General features: G+C 67.9%; 14 protein-coding genes and 2 pseudogenes. 11 read left to right on the top strand and 5 right to left on the bottom strand.

Annotated elements, in window-relative coordinates; translation table 11 throughout:
• The first annotated feature begins 21 nt into the window (after positions 1 to 21).
• A complete protein-coding gene (locus AC1D1G_RS18415; RefSeq protein WP_306453419.1) occupies positions 22 to 372 on the top strand; it encodes a group II intron maturase-specific domain-containing protein in 351 nt (116 codons plus the stop codon).
• 177 nt (positions 373 to 549) lie between these two features.
• Here AC1D1G_RS18415 and AC1D1G_RS18410 read toward each other — a convergent pair whose 3' ends face one another.
• Positions 550 to 882 carry an LNS2 domain-containing protein gene (locus AC1D1G_RS18410; protein WP_477926160.1) on the bottom strand — a complete coding sequence of 111 codons (333 nt, stop codon included), beginning with the start codon at positions 880 to 882 and terminating at the stop codon, positions 550 to 552.
• Positions 883 to 1,274: 392 nt separating this feature from the next.
• Between AC1D1G_RS18410 and AC1D1G_RS18405 the strand changes: the two are divergent.
• Positions 1,275 to 1,430: pseudogene (locus AC1D1G_RS18405) on the top strand (ABC transporter substrate-binding protein); the annotation flags it as partial.
• A 199-nt stretch (positions 1,431 to 1,629) separates the two neighbouring features.
• On the opposite strand, the gene AC1D1G_RS18400 reads toward AC1D1G_RS18405, so the two are convergent.
• Positions 1,630 to 3,027, bottom strand: a complete 1,398-nt coding sequence (locus tag AC1D1G_RS18400) for an NAD-dependent malic enzyme (RefSeq protein WP_477953130.1) — start codon at positions 3,025 to 3,027, stop codon at positions 1,630 to 1,632.
• Between the two features lie 308 nt (positions 3,028 to 3,335).
• Between AC1D1G_RS18400 and AC1D1G_RS18395 the strand changes: the two genes are divergently transcribed.
• Positions 3,336 to 4,193: a hypothetical protein gene (locus tag AC1D1G_RS18395; RefSeq protein ID WP_477953128.1), complete on the top strand. Its 858-nt coding sequence runs from the start codon at positions 3,336 to 3,338 to the stop codon at positions 4,191 to 4,193.
• A gap of 234 nt (positions 4,194 to 4,427) precedes the next feature.
• Here AC1D1G_RS18395 and AC1D1G_RS18390 read toward each other — a convergent pair whose 3' ends face one another.
• A complete protein-coding gene (locus AC1D1G_RS18390) occupies positions 4,428 to 5,282 on the bottom strand; it encodes a DUF1275 family protein (RefSeq protein ID WP_257014848.1) in 855 nt (284 codons plus the stop codon).
• Positions 5,283 to 5,656: 374 nt separating this feature from the next.
• On the opposite strand from AC1D1G_RS18390, the gene AC1D1G_RS18385 reads away from it, so the two are divergent.
• The 7 genes from AC1D1G_RS18385 (at position 5,657) to AC1D1G_RS18355 (ending at position 12,252) form a co-directional block, all read left to right on the top strand.
• On the top strand, positions 5,657 to 6,022 hold the full coding sequence (locus tag AC1D1G_RS18385; RefSeq protein ID WP_005263702.1) for an ArsR/SmtB family transcription factor: 366 nt from the start codon (positions 5,657 to 5,659) through the stop codon (positions 6,020 to 6,022).
• Positions 6,023 to 6,142: 120 nt separating this feature from the next.
• The gene (locus tag AC1D1G_RS18380) at positions 6,143 to 7,024 is read left to right on the top strand and encodes a hypothetical protein (protein WP_477953126.1); all 882 of its coding nucleotides are present in this window, start codon (positions 6,143 to 6,145) and stop codon (positions 7,022 to 7,024) included.
• Positions 7,025 to 7,083: 59 nt separating this feature from the next.
• Positions 7,084 to 8,979 carry a phosphoenolpyruvate carboxykinase (GTP) gene (locus tag AC1D1G_RS18375; RefSeq protein ID WP_477953124.1) on the top strand — a complete coding sequence of 632 codons (1,896 nt, stop codon included), beginning with the start codon at positions 7,084 to 7,086 and terminating at the stop codon, positions 8,977 to 8,979.
• 261 nt (positions 8,980 to 9,240) lie between these two features.
• Positions 9,241 to 10,977: a SulP family inorganic anion transporter gene (locus AC1D1G_RS18370; protein WP_477953122.1), complete on the top strand. Its 1,737-nt coding sequence runs from the start codon at positions 9,241 to 9,243 to the stop codon at positions 10,975 to 10,977.
• The gene (locus AC1D1G_RS18365; RefSeq protein WP_120661843.1) at positions 10,974 to 11,396 is read left to right on the top strand and encodes a DUF5313 family protein; all 423 of its coding nucleotides are present in this window, start codon (positions 10,974 to 10,976) and stop codon (positions 11,394 to 11,396) included. The genes AC1D1G_RS18370 and AC1D1G_RS18365 overlap by 4 nt, the downstream gene beginning before the upstream one ends.
• A gap of 257 nt (positions 11,397 to 11,653) precedes the next feature.
• Positions 11,654 to 11,842 carry a hypothetical protein gene (locus tag AC1D1G_RS18360; RefSeq protein ID WP_005263719.1) on the top strand — a complete coding sequence of 63 codons (189 nt, stop codon included), beginning with the start codon at positions 11,654 to 11,656 and terminating at the stop codon, positions 11,840 to 11,842.
• Between the two features lie 152 nt (positions 11,843 to 11,994).
• Positions 11,995 to 12,252, top strand: coding sequence for a hypothetical protein (locus tag AC1D1G_RS18355; RefSeq protein WP_005568784.1), 258 nt, complete (start codon positions 11,995 to 11,997; stop codon positions 12,250 to 12,252).
• A 1,130-nt stretch (positions 12,253 to 13,382) separates the two neighbouring features.
• Here AC1D1G_RS18355 and AC1D1G_RS18350 read toward each other — a convergent pair.
• Positions 13,383 to 13,541 carry a hypothetical protein gene (locus AC1D1G_RS18350; RefSeq protein WP_166680743.1) on the bottom strand — a complete coding sequence of 53 codons (159 nt, stop codon included), beginning with the start codon at positions 13,539 to 13,541 and terminating at the stop codon, positions 13,383 to 13,385.
• Between the two features lie 66 nt (positions 13,542 to 13,607).
• On the bottom strand, positions 13,608 to 13,772 hold the full coding sequence (locus tag AC1D1G_RS18345; RefSeq protein WP_166680744.1) for a hypothetical protein: 165 nt from the start codon (positions 13,770 to 13,772) through the stop codon (positions 13,608 to 13,610).
• A 304-nt stretch (positions 13,773 to 14,076) separates the two neighbouring features.
• Between AC1D1G_RS18345 and AC1D1G_RS18340 the strand changes: the two are divergent.
• Positions 14,077 to 14,535 (top strand): annotated as a pseudogene (locus tag AC1D1G_RS18340) (hypothetical protein); the annotation flags it as partial.

The following is a 14,535-nucleotide window of genomic DNA, read 5'->3' as shown; positions in this document are numbered from 1 at the left end:
CGCCTCCGCGCTGATCAGCCGGTGCGAGTCTCCACGCATCGAACACAGCGGTCAGCAGGGACGCCCTGCAAGAGGATCAGTGCGCACGTGCGGTTCCGGCGGCTGCACCGGCGCACCGGCCACACCTTCGCCGATCTCGCCCGACGCATCAACCCGATCGTGTGGGGATGGATGTTGTACTATGGTGCGTACCACTCGCGGAAAGACCGGACCGAGTACGCACCCTCAGATGTCCGCGCAGGGAATACCACCGATCACGGGACGCAGCCCGCCGGACGCACCCGACAGGTACCTGTGGCGGTTGGTCCCGGCAGACTCCTGAAGGCTCATTTCGAGAGCCGGCGACAGCCACCTGCGCCTATGACGAGATAGGTCGCCGTCGTGGCTCTATGCAGGAGTTAATGCTGTCGCGCCGTGGTTCTGCGCGCCAGCGAGGGCCTGCTGGCCACCTTCGAGTACGTGCAGGAGTCTGCGGGAACCGAGACCGGCGAGATCGGTGGCGAGCAGGGCCGAAACCCTTCGACGGTGAGCTGGTCGACGATACCGGTTTCATCGTCGATGAACGCACGCAACCCTTGCGGATGCTGCCGTCGGACGAGCTGGAGTGGGAGCGTTTGACCTCCGCCGCGGTCGAAGACGAGGCCCGACCTTGTTGTCTGCACACGGAGCGCGCCCGGTCGGAAGGTCGTGCTCGGTGAGCCATCGACGGGTACCCGTGTGGGTGTAGTCGGGCCGATTCGTCGAATAGACCAGGGTGAAGCCGAGTCCCTCGATCGCCCAGGCGAGGTCGAAACCAGACTCAATCACCTCCGCATCCGCGATGTGGGAGAAGAACGCCGGCCACCACTCCGCCGCTGGCCGTTCGAGTTCACACCCGAACATGGACATGTCGGTGACCACGCCGTCGACATCGAGGAGTACGACTCGGTCGTCGCCGGGACGTTGCCGCGTGTACTTCCGAGCGTGCGTCTGCCGGCCATGTCGGTTTCCCCCTGTCTCCGCTGGTCACGCGGAACAGCTAATCAGAGTGCGATGCAGCGTCGCCGTAGCCACGCCGAGTGTTGCGCGAGCGCGGTCACGGAGACGCCGGCGCCTTTTACTTTGCGAGCGATTGCCTTCCGTTGGCTGTTGGCCGTGGGCGGTCGGCCATCGTTGCGCCCTTGCTCGAGGATCCCTGCCGTTGGCAGTGCGTTGGCGGTGCGTCGACGGTCATGGCCGCAATGGCAGTGGTGGGGTGCACATCTCAATCGACTCCGATCAACTCGCCTGTTCCGCCGTACGGCGTCGTCCCGAACAAGAGCAATGACGATCTGGTGCGCTTCGTGAACGGAACGTTGGAACGGGTGCGTACGGATGGAACATGGATAAGCATGTACGACAAATGGTTACGACTGGGAGGGCCGACCGAAGTCCCATCGGTGCCGAGCTAATGGTCGCCACCCCGTCCTGGATGTGAGTCCGCGGGTGATGCTCGCCGATCGGATCGTCGGGGACCTGCACCTCGGATRCCGGGCCTGGCGATCCACACGGCAGACCGCCGGGCGTCGGCCGACCATGCGCACGGCGACAGCGAGGTTCGCACGGACGCGGGGCCGCGCAACGCCACACCGAAGACGAAACCGACTGAGCTCACTCCTGGGGCTGCCGCCCTCGCTCGGCCACCTCGCGCACCGCCGCCGCGACCGCCGGCGCGACGGTGACGTCGAACACGCTCGGCACGATGTACGTGGCATTGAGCTCGGACGGCGACACCCTGTCGGCGATCGCCCCGGCCGCGGCAATCAGCATCTCGTCGGTGATATCGACCGCGTGCGCGTCGAGCAGACCACGAAACACCCCCGGGAAGGCGAGGACGTTGTTGATCTGGTTGGGAAAGTCCGACCGACCGGTGGCCACCACGGTGGCATGCTCACCGGCGACGACCGGATCGACCTCCGGGACCGGATTGGCCAGCGCGAACACGATCGACTCGTCGGCCATCGCCGCGATGTCATCGCCCGTGACAATGTTCGGCGCCGAGACCCCGATGAACACGTCCGCCCCGACCAACGCGTCCCGCAGTGATCCCGTCCGACCCTCGGGATTGGTGTGCTCGGCGATCCAGGTACGAAACTCGTCGGCGGTGTCGTCGGGTGAAAGAATCCCCTTCCGCCCACAGCCGATGACGTTCGTCGCACCTTGGGCGACGAGCAACCGGATGACGGCGTGCCCCGCGGCGCCGACGCCGGACACCACGATCCGAGCCCGGCCGAGCGACTTGCCGACCACGCGCAGCGCGTTAGTCAGGGCGGCCAGGACCACGATCGCGGTCCCGTGCTGGTCGTCGTGGAACACCGGAATGTCGAGAATACCGCGCAGCCGAGCCTCGATCTCGAAACACCTTGGGGCGGAAATATCTTCAAGGTTGATCCCGCCGTACACCGGCGCGAGGGCCCGGACGATCTCGACGATGGCATCCGGGTCCTGGGTGTCCAGGCAGACCGGCCAGGCGTCGACACCGCCGAACCGTTTGAACAGTGCCGCCTTGCCCTCCATCACCGGGATCGACGCCGCGGCACCGATGTTGCCCAGACCCAGGACCGCGGAGCCGTCGGTGACCACGGCGACGGTGTTGCGTTTGATCGTCAGGCGGCGTACGTCCTCGGGGTGTTCAGCGATGGCGGTACACACCCGGGCGACGCCGGGGGTGTAGGCGCGGGAGAGGTCGTCGCGGTGTGTGAGCGGAACCGTGGGGACCACCTCGAGCTTGCCGCCCAAATGCAGAAGGAAGGTGCGGTCGCTGACCTTGCCGACGATCACCCCCGGAACCTCGGCGATCGCGGTAGAGATCTGGTCGGCGTGCGCGACGTCCGAGGCGTCGCAGGTGAGGTCGATGACCATGTGGTCGGGATGGCTCTCGGCCACATCGAGCGCCGTCATGGCACCTTTCACCGATGCGATCGCGGCCGCCAGCGTCGACGTGGTGCCGGCGCCGACCGGTGCATGGACGCGGACGGTGATCGAATAACCGGGGCTGGGACTGGGCATGGGAACTCCTGATCGAGTGACGAGCAGCAGGTACCAGCAGGCGGCGTGTCCGATCGGCACGCACGCACCGGCGCTTCCGCCGCAACACCTTCAGTCTGCGCGGCCAGCACCGATCCGGACAAGGAGGACCACCGAACACCATCCTGCTCGGCGGGGATCGTTCCTCGGAGCACCCGCTCACCGGCAGGCGACCACCACGCAATCGCCGACCTGCATCCACGAACCCCGCAAGTTCGACCGGGAGGAAACGATGACCCACGTCGACGGGCTCCCGCGCGTGACCCACTGGGTTTTGTAGGGTCGAGGCCATGTATCCGGTGCCGAATCGACCACCCGATAACAAATTCCCCGCCGACGACCGGGGACTCGAGCTCACCGAGCGGCAACGTCGCGCCGTCGCGGTCACGTCCACCCAGATCGCCGACGAGGTGCGGGTCGATACCGCCCTGTTGGCCGGACGGGAGATCGACAGTGCGGGCGCCGGGTCGGTGCTGGCCGAACTGCCGCCGTGTACCTGGACGTGCGGCAGCCGTGGCGGCGACGCCTGGCGCAGGCATTCGACGACCTCGCGGCCGATGTCGCCGCCGGCGGAACCGACCTGCACCGGGGAACAGATGGCGCTGCACATTGTCGTCGTCACCGCGGCCGGCCGGCGCCTCGACGACGACTTCGACGATCTCCTGCGCGACGTCCCGGCCCATCCCGATGACATCGACTGGATCGGTCCACTGGAGTTCCTGTTCGAGGACTACGACGTCCTGACCCTGTTCGACCCCGAGCCGGTACGCACGGGGTCAACCTCGACCCGGGGACTGGTGCGTTCCGTTCGAGGATCACCAGGCCCGCGATCCCCACCGCGGATACCGTCGCTGACGATAGCCCCCGTGGAGCGGACGGTCCGGTTTTCGGGGTCAGCGGTGCGGTGGTCGGCGCTCCGGTGTTCTGCTCAGAGGTCTTTGCACACGCTCCACGGCGCCGGCGGCCACCGGCCGGAATCTCTGCGCACGAAGGTGGGCCGTCTCGCCGCGATGGGCGCGGCCCTACTTCGGTGGTTCCGTACTCCTCGTTCCCTCGACCTCGAGCTCGGCGCCGTCGCGGGAGACCAACTGTCCTTCGTCGAGGAGAACCGCCCAGCGGCGCGGAAGAGCCCAAGTGCGCCCGTATGACCGGGTCTCCGAGTCGATCATCTCGCCGTGATCTTCGACGATCACCCCGTTCTTCTGCGGCCATTGATCCTCGGCGATCGCCGGATCTGGCGAATGGTATGTCGTCACCCGAGCGCCCACCGACCACGCGGGCCGTATCGCGGTCTTCTTCTGGGGCTTCATCGGCCCATGGTTGCGCATCACACCGCCGACTGCCATTCGTTCCACCGTTCGACGGTGATTGGTTACCGCGAGTTAACCCCTCGCCCGGAAGCATGCCGCGGCGGAAGTATCCGCGGGTCCGGTCGGCGCTCCGGCGGCACCGGCATTGCTGCGTCCCCGGCGTTTCGCCGGCACTGGTGGGCGCGGTGGCCCCCGAGGGGTCGTGCCGGGACTCGCTGGCGCGCGGTGCCTGCGCGGCCACCGCGGTCTGTGGGGACCTGTACGCGACTTCGCGGGTCTGCTCCGGATCGGCCGACAGACTCCCTTCTGGTCGATCGGCATTGGGGCGCCTACCTTTCCAGCCCAAACGGGCCGGCGGCGTCGGTCAGGTCGGTGGGGCTGTTTCTGACGACGTAGGCGGCGAGAGTCGCGGCCCCCACGGCGACCCAGAGGGCGTTGAATGCGAGCACCCGGTATGTCACCGCGCCGGCGGCCGCCCCCCACCGCGACCGCACCCCAGAGCCGCAGGTATCGAGCCCATCGGCGGGATCCCCGGCCGAACAGACGATCGGTCAGGGACCGAGCCGCCGCCGCGAGCAGGCCGCCGGTCTCGAGAAGGGTGGCTTCGGCGCCCATGGCCAGGGCGAGGGTGAATCCGATCAGGGGTGCGGTGGTGGTGACCGCATGGAGGGCGCCGGCTGCCGCGAGGAGAACCGCCGTGAGCAGCAGAACCCGCGGCACCCGCTGGCGTGGCCACATCCGGCCGACCACCGCGGCCAGTACGACACCGACGACGAACCCGGCAAGAATCGCCCCGGCCAGGCCCACGACGAACCACGAACTGCCGCCGAGGGCGACGCCGGTCCGGGTAGTGGTGGCATCGATCGAGGAGACGAAGAACCCGCCGAGGAGGACGAACCCGAAGGCGTCGACGAAACCGAGGTGCATCGCGACGATCGTCTCCACCGGTCGCCGTGACCGCGGTCGCGCTGTCATCTCTGCATCGGCTGTGCTCATCGGCTCTCTCACCACCGGCCAGTTGCCGGCATCGGACAGGGTAGGGATCGTTGACCAGCGCGGTCRGTCCGGTCCTCTCCCCTCGGTGGCGAGGCGCCTGCCGCGACCGTTTTACGGGCGCCCCGGGTTTCGGGATGCGGGGCCGGAAGGGGCTCTGCAGCGCGAGTTCTAGCAAATTGCTAAGATTCGCAAGTAACGCAACCTGCCGGGATTGCAGGTTGCAGGCGAGGCAGCAGACCCGGCGCCGCGGCGACCGCGACACACACCTCGCCGCCGCTGGCTCGACCCGGACGACAGGAGGAGCCATGACCGCGAACTCGCGCCAACCGCTGTATCAGATGAAGGCGGACTTCTTCAAAACGTTGGGGCACCCGGCGCGCATCCGGGTCCTCGAGCTGCTCAGCGAACGCGAACACGCCGTCTCCGAGATGTTGCCCGAGGTGGGCATCGAGCCGGCGAACCTGTCCCAGCAGCTGTCGATCCTCCGACGCGCAGGCCTGGTCACCGCCCGCCGCGAAGGCCTGTCGGTGTCCTACGCGCTGACCTCCCCCCGCATCGCCGAGCTGCTACGCGTCGCGCGCGGGATCTTGACCGGGGTGGTCGCGGGGCAGGCCGAGGTACTGGAGGATGTGTCCGAACCTCCCGCCTTGGTGGGCGAGACCGGGGGCTGACGGGGGCCCACCACGGCAGAACCCCACACCGCAAGCACTAGTTGCAAATTTTCTAAAGTACATACATTGGTGTCATGAGCGGCGGAATTCGTCTCTCGGATCCGGAAAGAGAAGTGGGCGGTGACGAACAATCACGACGGTGGCGTCAGCGGGCCGCCCGACGGGCCCGGGATGGCGTTGACGGGAATCGCTGTCGCGGTGCTCGCCGTGTCCGCCACGCGCTCACCCAGCACGGGGGCGATGCGGACGCGGACCCCGTGGGCCGCGATGGAGGATTACGCGGCCCTCATCCGGGAGCAGACTCCGATGCGCGCGCTCTGCGTTCCGGTGACCACGGGCGACCCGCACGTGCTGACCGAGCGCATCCTGGGTCTCCCGAAAGGGGTGTCCGCGGTGTTCGTGGTCGGTATGGGGCACCGGGAGTCCGCGGCGGTGCAACGTGAGGTGACCGAGCGCGGCGGGCCCGTGATCCTCACCGAACTGGACGTGCTGACGGCGGCGGCGGCGGCCGCGACGATCACCACCCTGCGCCGACGCAGCGTCCCGCCACGCGCGGGCCGGGTCGTCATCACCGGCGCGTCGTGGGCGCCGTTGCTGGCACCGGTGTTGATCGCCTCGGGGGTCGGGGATCTGAGCAGCTGGCACGAGCGTGATGCCGAGGCGTTTCCGCTGCGCCGATTGATGGAACACAACGATGTCCTGATCGATCTCGCCGGCTGCGCTCCCGAGGGTGCGGCGCCCGGGCGCACGGTGACGGTCCCCGCCGACGGCTTCGCCTACGGTGCGCTGGTGCTGCCCGGGCTGCTCGCCGCACTGTGTGGGCACGAGGTGCGGACCTTGTCTGTCGAGGTGGTGGCCGCAGGTGTGCGGGCGCTGGCGCTGATCACCCCCGCCGACCAGATGCTGCCGTCCGTCGATGACCGGCTGCTGGTGTCCGCCATCGCCCGCCACGTGAGCCGGGCCCTGGGCCATCCCGTCCCGTATCGCGATCACCATCGGTGATCGAACGCACGGCGCCAGCAAGCAGCACATTCTATCGAGTTCTTGTGAGGAGAACACCCGTGAGCACCCCCACCGCCGCCGCCCCGACTTCACATCCCGCGGTCGTGTCCTGGGTCGAAGACGTCGCCGACCTCACCGCACCGGATGAGGTGGTGTGGTGCGATGGCAGCGCCGGCGAGTGGGACCGGCTGACCACACAATTGGTGGACAAGGGCACCTTCGTGCGACTGGATCGCAAACCGAACTCCTTCTGGTGCGTCTCCGACCCCGACGACGTCGCCCGGGTCGAGGACCGCACCTTCATCTGTTCCCGGTTCCAGGCCGACGCGGGTCCGACGAACAACTGGATGGACCCGGTCGATATGAAGACGGTGATGACCGAGCACTTCCGCGGGGCGATGGCCGGGCGGACGATGTACGTCATCGCGTTCTGTATGGGCCCCCTCGATGCGGCCGAGCCGAAGTTCGGGGTCCAGATCACCGACTCGGAATACGTGGCGGTATCGATGCAGATCATGACCCACTCCGGCGCCCCGGTCTGGGACAGGCTCATCGCGGGCACCGAGTTCGTCCGATGCCTGCACTCGGTCGGCGCCCCGCTGTACCCGGGGCAGGCCGACGTGCCGTGGCCGTGCGATCACACCAAATATATTTCCCACTTTCCGGAGGAGCGCACCATCTGGAGTTACGGCTCGGGTTACGGCGGCAACGCCCTGCTCGGCAAGAAGTGCTACTCGCTGCGGATCGCGTCGAAGATGGCGAAGGACGAGGGCTGGCTTGCCGAGCACATGCTGATCCTCAAACTCACCTCACCCGAGCAGCGAGTGCACTACGTCGCCGCGGCGTTCCCGTCGGCCTGCGGCAAGACCAACCTCGCGATGCTCGACCCCACCCTCGACGGATGGACGGCCGAAACGATCGGCGACGACATCGCCTGGCTGCGGTTCGGTGACGACGGCCGGCTCTATGCGGTCAACCCGGAGGCCGGGTTCTTCGGCGTCGCCCCCGGCACCGGCGTCCACACCAACCCGCACGCCATGGCCACTCTCGAGCGGGGCAACTCGATCTTCACCAACGTCGCCCGCACCGACGACGGCGATATCTGGTGGGAAGGGATGACCGACACGCCGCCGCCGCACCTGACGGACTGGAAACGACGGGACTGGACCCCGACCTCCGGAGAGCCTGCCGCGCACCCGAACTCCCGGTACTGCACCCCGATCGCCCAGTGCCCGACCGTCGCCCCCGAATGGAACGATCCGGCCGGGGTGCCGATCTCGGCGATCTTCTTCGGCGGCCGCCGCGCCACCACCATCCCACTGGTCACCGAATCGCGCAGCTGGCAGCACGGGGTGTTCCTGGCCTCGACCCTGTCGTCGGAAACCACGGCCGCCGCGGCCGGGCAGGTCGGCGTCGTGCGCCGCGACCCGATGGCGATGCTGCCATTCCTCGGCTACCACGTCGGGGACTACTTCCAGCACTGGCTCGACATCGGCACCCGGACGCACGCCGGGTTGTTGCCGAAGATCTTCTACGTCAACTGGTTCCGCCGCGGCGATGACGACGAATTTCTCTGGCCGGGCTTCGGGGAGAATTCCCGGATCCTCGAGTGGGCGCTGCGGCGGATCGAGGGCACCGCCGAAGCCGACGAGACCCCGATCGGCCTGGTGCCCACCCCGGGCGCCCTCGACCTGACGGGCTTGAAGTTCGATCACACCAAGATCGCCGCCGCGCTACGGGTAGACCCCACGGATTGGATCACCGAACTTCGGCTGATCGACGAGTGGTTCGCCACCATCGGCGGCAACAGACTGCCCGACGTCCTGCGCGAGGAACTCGCCGCCCTCCGGCAGCGCCTCGCCGCGGCCGCGTCCGGCTACGCCGCCACCATCGATCCCCGGCGCGACCCCGTGCTCAGGGGCGGGGAATCCCGGTGGGCGCAGACCCGCTTCTGACGGCCGCCGCAACGGTGGAGCGCGTCACGGTCGTCGGGCGAGCGGGGTCGGCCCGAACGCGGGCCGGGTACGGGCGCAAACCGTTGTCCTGTGCCGGCGACGACCGGGCCGCCGCGCTCACATACCGGGCAGCGCTGATCACGGCACCGCAGGGCAGTGATCGAGGTTACCCGCATCACTCAACTTTCCATGATGGTTACTTGCTAACATTAGCAATTATAGAATTGATGGCCCGCTGGCCGTCACTACCGAGGAATGTCGATGATCGAACCAACCCCCACCGGCCCGGCCGACGGGGCCGAGAGCGCCCTCGTGCGGGCGGCGCGGTCGGTGGCCGCGCTGCTGCCGCGCTGGGGTGAGTGGACACCCGCGGCCGGTGCCCCCGGCGCGGACCTGCTCGCCGGGCTGATCGTCGCGCTGGTGGCGCTGCCGCTGGCGTTGGGGTTCGGGATCAGTTCGGGTCTCGGCGCCGCCGCCGGCCTGACGACGGCGGTCATTGCCGGGGCGGTGGCGGCCGTCTTCGGCGGGTCCCGGTTCCAGGTGTCGGGCCCGACTGGTGCGATGACCGTGGTGTTGGTGCCAATCGTCGGCCAGTACGGGCCGACCGGCGTGCTCGCGGTCGGGCTGATCGCCGGCCTGGTGCTGGTCGTTCTCGCGTTCGCCGGTGTGGGCCGGGCCGTGCGCTACATGCCGGCGCCGGTGATCGAGGGGTTCACCGCCGGGATCGCCGTGGTGATCGCCCTGCAACAGTTTCCCGCCGCGTTGGGAATCGCCGACGCCGCCGGGGAGAAGGTGTGGCAGAGCGCCGCCGACGCCGTCCACCAGTTCGTGCAAGAGCCCTCCCTGCTGACCCCGGCGACCGCACTGGCGGTGGCCGCGGTCATCCTCGTCGGCGGCCGCTACCTCCCGAGGATCCCGTTCTCCCTGATCGCGGTCGCCGCCGCCACCCTGATCGCGCAACTCTTTCACCTCGACATCGCCCGGATCGGCGCCATTCCGGCCGGGTTCGCCGCGCCGACCCTGAGTTTCCTGCACCTCGGCGAGCTGACCTCGCTGATCGCCCCCGCCCTGGCGGTCGCCGCGCTGGCGGCACTCGAGTCGCTGCTGTCGGCGACCGCCGCCGACTCGATGGCGGTGGGAACCCGCCACAACCCGGACCGGGAACTGTTCGGGCAGGGGCTGGCGAACATCGCCGCCCCCCTGTTCGGTGGTGTGCCGGCCACCGGGGCGATCGCCCGCACCGCCGTCAACGTGCGCTCCGGTGCCCGCACCCGGCTCGCCGCCCTCACCCACGCGCTCATCCTCGCGGCGATCGTGTATCTGGCGGCGGGACTCGTCGCACAGATTCCGCTCGCCGCCCTGGCGGGGGTGCTGCTGGCGACCACGGTGCGGATGGTCGAGACCGCCTCGATCCTGGCCATCACCCGCGCCACCCGCGCCGACACGATCGTCATGGTCGCCACCTTCCTGGTGACCGTCGTCTTCGACCTGGTCACCGCGGTCGCCGTCGGGGTCGGGTTCGCCGCGGTCCTCGCGCTCCGCGCGGTCGCCCAATCCGCCCGCATCGAACAGGTCCCGCTCGACACCGACGACCACCTCGCCGAGGAACACGACCTGCTCCGCGAGCACATCGTCGCGTACCGGATCGACGGCGCCCTGTTCTTCGCCGCCGCGCACCGGTTCCTGCTCGAACTCGCCGACGTCTCCGACGTGAAGGTGGTGATCCTGCGGATGTCGCGGATCACCACGATCGACGCCACCGGTGCGATCGTCCTCAAGGACGTCATCACCAAACTCGAGCACCGGCACATCACCGTCCTGATCTCCGGAGCCAAACCCGAACATCTCCGGCCGCTCGAGGCCCTTGGGGTGTTCACCACCACCGACAGCGAACAGCGCCACCTCTTCGACACCACCCCGCGCGCCATCGCCTACGCCCGCATGCTCGTCCTACCCGAACACCACTACACCTCCACCACGAACGAGGACCGACCATGACCGAGAACACCGCAGACAACACCACCCGCACACCCACCGCCACAACACCCGAACCCACTGCGCGGCAACGCCTCGGCTACGTCCTGGGCAGAACCCTGCCCACCCAGCTGCACCCCTGGGTCATCGCGGACACCACCGGCCCCGGCGCCACCCGCCGCTACGCCACCCGCTGCCTCATCCCGCTGATCCCGATCCTCGCCGGGCTCCTACTCATCCCCGGCCCCTGGATCATCCGCACCAGCATGGTGCTGCTGCTGTTCCTGCCGTTCGTGTACTTCCTCCTCGCCCTGAAGAACATCTACCTCCGCCACCGCCTGGTCAGCCACGGCCTCGACCCCCGCCGCCTCAACGCCACCAAACAACGCCGACTCGACCAGGAGCAGGCCTCCTACGAATCCCGCTACCGATCCGCCCCCTGATCCCGCAACACCCCGGTGCAGCCCAGAACCCGGGGTGACACCCGTTCACTACCAACCAATTAATTGCTAATATTCGTAAGTAGAGAAAATGGAAGTGACGGTGAACTGGGATGGGGTCATGCGCCTCCCGGATCGAGCAACGGGGAACCGGGGCTCGGCGAAACCACCCAGGCTGGGCCGGCGCGCATACGGTGGTGGCGCCCCATCCGTCCGGCAATGTGCCCGATCACCGGCCACGCCCGCGAGGAAGGATCGTCATGCCACATTTCCGATACGTCGGCACCCACGAAAGAATCCATCTCGGCGCCGCGACCCGGATGATCAACTACGGCGACATCGTCGCGGCCCGAACCAATCCCGACCCGCGCTACTTCGAGCTGGTGGAACCGGACCAGATCACGCAACGGTTGAGCCGCCGAACCGTGGGAGCGCCCGAACGCGAATAAGTCCGCACACATGCCCCTCGAGCCGATGGCTTCCGCGCATTCCCGTGCCCGACCCCCGTGCTCCCGGCGCGTCGACGTCGGAACCCACCCATTTCTCGCCGACATCGCCGACCGCAGAAACCAGCCACCAACCCCACAGAAGCCAGGACCCGATGACAACCCGCACCATCCACGCCACCGACCTGCAGTGGCACACACTCGCCCTCTGGATCCTCGAGTGGGAAGACGTCGACAACCCCGAACCGACCCTGAGCGAGTGGAGCACCGAACTCGCCGCCGCTGCCACTGGGATCGACCGCCGAATCAGCTGGAACCCCACCCAGAACACCGCCACCGCCCCCGAGGACGTCGACCTGCCCCAGATCGAACACACCCTCCGCGGCGCCGTACGCCGCCTCGCCCGCGGCTAACCCGCGCTTAACCCAGGGGCGAACAGACCGGCCCTCCCAGCGTGCCCCGTCGAGGCGACCCTGTGAGCGGCAACCCAGTCAGCACACTCGACGTCATTGGCGCGCCGCACCGTCGCACACCGTCTGGGGTGCGAACTCGTGTCGGCCATTCCCCGAAAGCGCTGCGAGCCAATACAAATACCCCGTTGGTGGTTACAGCCCGCGAGATAGGGCACCATCGCCGGCGAGAGCCGACCGGGTCCAGCACGGTTGCACCGATACGAGACCCGCCGCGCCGCGTCTGTTCCTGCATCAATACCCGCTACTGAGGTGACGGCGCCTACTGGTCACCTCCACCAATCCCGCCTGCGATGCGGGACAACGATGTCGTCGAAAGCCGTAGTGTCGTCGGCTTCCCACCGGCGACGGCCCTCCGCGAGGATGCGCGCGGTACGGCGACGCTCACGACGCAGATCACGAGCATGACCCTCACCGTCGTGGCACAGCGAACACGAGCAAATCCCGGTGCCCGTGTACGCGAAAACCCAGAAGCACTTCGTCGCCAGCAACCAGGCCCGACCTCCCTGAAACCGCTCAGGGAGGTCGCAGACGTCATGGCAGTCAACGTGCCACGGTTCAACAGAAAGTTTGCCACTACGAAGACGAACCCAAACAGGAGAATGTGCATCGGTACGGGACAAAGCGGTGCCTTCCAGCGCTCATGCGCCCCGGCCCGCTACCCCCGAATGAGGACGGACCGGGGCGGCGATAGGAGCACCGCATCCCTCGCCCGCCGAAGCGGGCGTCGCCATCCACAAGAACTCATACCGCCCATTCTGACACCCACCTACGACAGACCCAAGCAGGCCGCACCCACCCGCCATCGCGGCACAGCACCAGCAGCCTCCGCCTCAGGCTGCACCCAATCCATGCGGGGCATGCTGGGTGTTGTTGCGGCGCCGATGGGGATCATCGTCTCCGCGATCGCCCGTTCCCCATGTTCGCGTACCTGTGAACTGCCAACACGGCCAACGCCTTTCCGGCCGAAATCCGAGCTAACCCATACCACCCACCGCCGTCCCCGGCCCACAAGTGAACTGCATCGCGACCGCCACAGATCTGGTGCTCCATCGCCTCAGCCACGTCCGATCTCACGGTGATCGTTCGACACTGTTCAGCTCATCGAGAACCTCATCAACCGCGGTCGTCGGGATGCGGAAGTCTTCACCCTGCGACACGCGGAGACAGTCGCGTACGTGGGCGAGCATGGCGAGTTCACGCTCGAGGTCTGCTGCGGTTCGATCACCCACCGTCTCATCCTGCCCTGAAGTGGGCGGACATCAGCGCGAGCCGCTCGACACACACCAGAGGCACCGTCAGTGCGGCGCAGCATCCTGGTCACGGGGAGGGATGTGGCGTTCGAGCAACTCCGCTTCGATGGTGACCTCCACGGTGCCGAACAGGGGATCACCCTCCATGGCGGCACGGGCGACAGCCCAACCGAGACGTTCGATGAGGTCGACATACAGCGGATCCGTCATGTGCCAAGTCTGCTGTACACCCGCACCACCGCGCTCATCCGTGCGCGACGTGTCCAGCAGGGATGACACGCACTCTGCCGATCTCATCGGATCGAATACAAGACATGTGCCGGTGAAGTGACCTCCCCATGGACAGCTGCCAAGCCTTCCCATGGACAGCTGCCAGGCTGTCCTTCCTGCACGGCTGCGGCGCCGGCAACGTCCAGCCGGTACCCCGGCGTTCACCGGGTCCTCGTCCTCCAACATGTCCGCACTTCCCGCGTATCCCGCATTACCCGTATAATGAGGCCGGAGGAGGTGCACCATGCCCGGGACACGTCGACACACACCGCACACCACCCCCTATGTGCGGGCCCCACGCCACCTCGCCGGTCGCCGCCACCGCGCCGGTGGCTGGAAGGTGACCGTCGCCGAGGACGGCGGCGCCCTCGCGTGGTCGCGGGTCACCGAACTCACCATCACCACCCCGGCACCGCGGTCACCGGCACGGGTCGTTCAGACCAAGGTGGAGGCACTCGAGATCGCCGCGCAGATCCTGCGGGAAGAGCAGTCCGCCCCGAACACCCCCGCTGATTCCTTGCCGGTGTCCGCGCCTGCCGGTCACCTCGCGAGCGTCCCCGACGACGAATGGGGGCCGGCACCGACCCCCGCGCAGACCGTCACGCTGGAGGAGGAGAACCTGCAGTTGCAGGTCGATCAACGGCGCGCGCAACTCGCCGCCTCCTTCACCCGCACCCAGGTCGCGGACATCCTCGGCGTCTCC

Source organism: Rhodococcus sp. P3_B8 (assembly GCF_056402775.1).
This window is presented reverse-complemented; position numbering and strand designations above follow the sequence as displayed.

What these genes read in the sequence shown, in the direction of transcription:
- AC1D1G_RS18410 (WP_477926160.1), bottom strand. Translation starts at nt 882, where the DNA reads ATGTTCGGGTGTGAACTCGAACGGCCAGCGGCGGAGTGGTGGCCGGCG.
- AC1D1G_RS18400 (WP_477953130.1), bottom strand. Translation starts at nt 3,027, where the DNA reads ATGCCCAGTCCCAGCCCCGGTTATTCGATCACCGTCCGCGTCCATGCA.
- AC1D1G_RS18395 (WP_477953128.1), top strand. Translation starts at nt 3,336, where the DNA reads ATGTATCCGGTGCCGAATCGACCACCCGATAACAAATTCCCCGCCGAC.
- AC1D1G_RS18390 (WP_257014848.1), bottom strand. Translation starts at nt 5,282, where the DNA reads ATGCACCTCGGTTTCGTCGACGCCTTCGGGTTCGTCCTCCTCGGCGGG.
- AC1D1G_RS18385 (WP_005263702.1), top strand. Translation starts at nt 5,657, where the DNA reads ATGACCGCGAACTCGCGCCAACCGCTGTATCAGATGAAGGCGGACTTC.
- AC1D1G_RS18370 (WP_477953122.1), top strand. Translation starts at nt 9,241, where the DNA reads ATGATCGAACCAACCCCCACCGGCCCGGCCGACGGGGCCGAGAGCGCC.
- AC1D1G_RS18365 (WP_120661843.1), top strand. Translation starts at nt 10,974, where the DNA reads ATGACCGAGAACACCGCAGACAACACCACCCGCACACCCACCGCCACA.
- AC1D1G_RS18360 (WP_005263719.1), top strand. Translation starts at nt 11,654, where the DNA reads ATGCCACATTTCCGATACGTCGGCACCCACGAAAGAATCCATCTCGGC.
- AC1D1G_RS18355 (WP_005568784.1), top strand. Translation starts at nt 11,995, where the DNA reads ATGACAACCCGCACCATCCACGCCACCGACCTGCAGTGGCACACACTC.
- AC1D1G_RS18345 (WP_166680744.1), bottom strand. Translation starts at nt 13,772, where the DNA reads ATGACGGATCCGCTGTATGTCGACCTCATCGAACGTCTCGGTTGGGCT.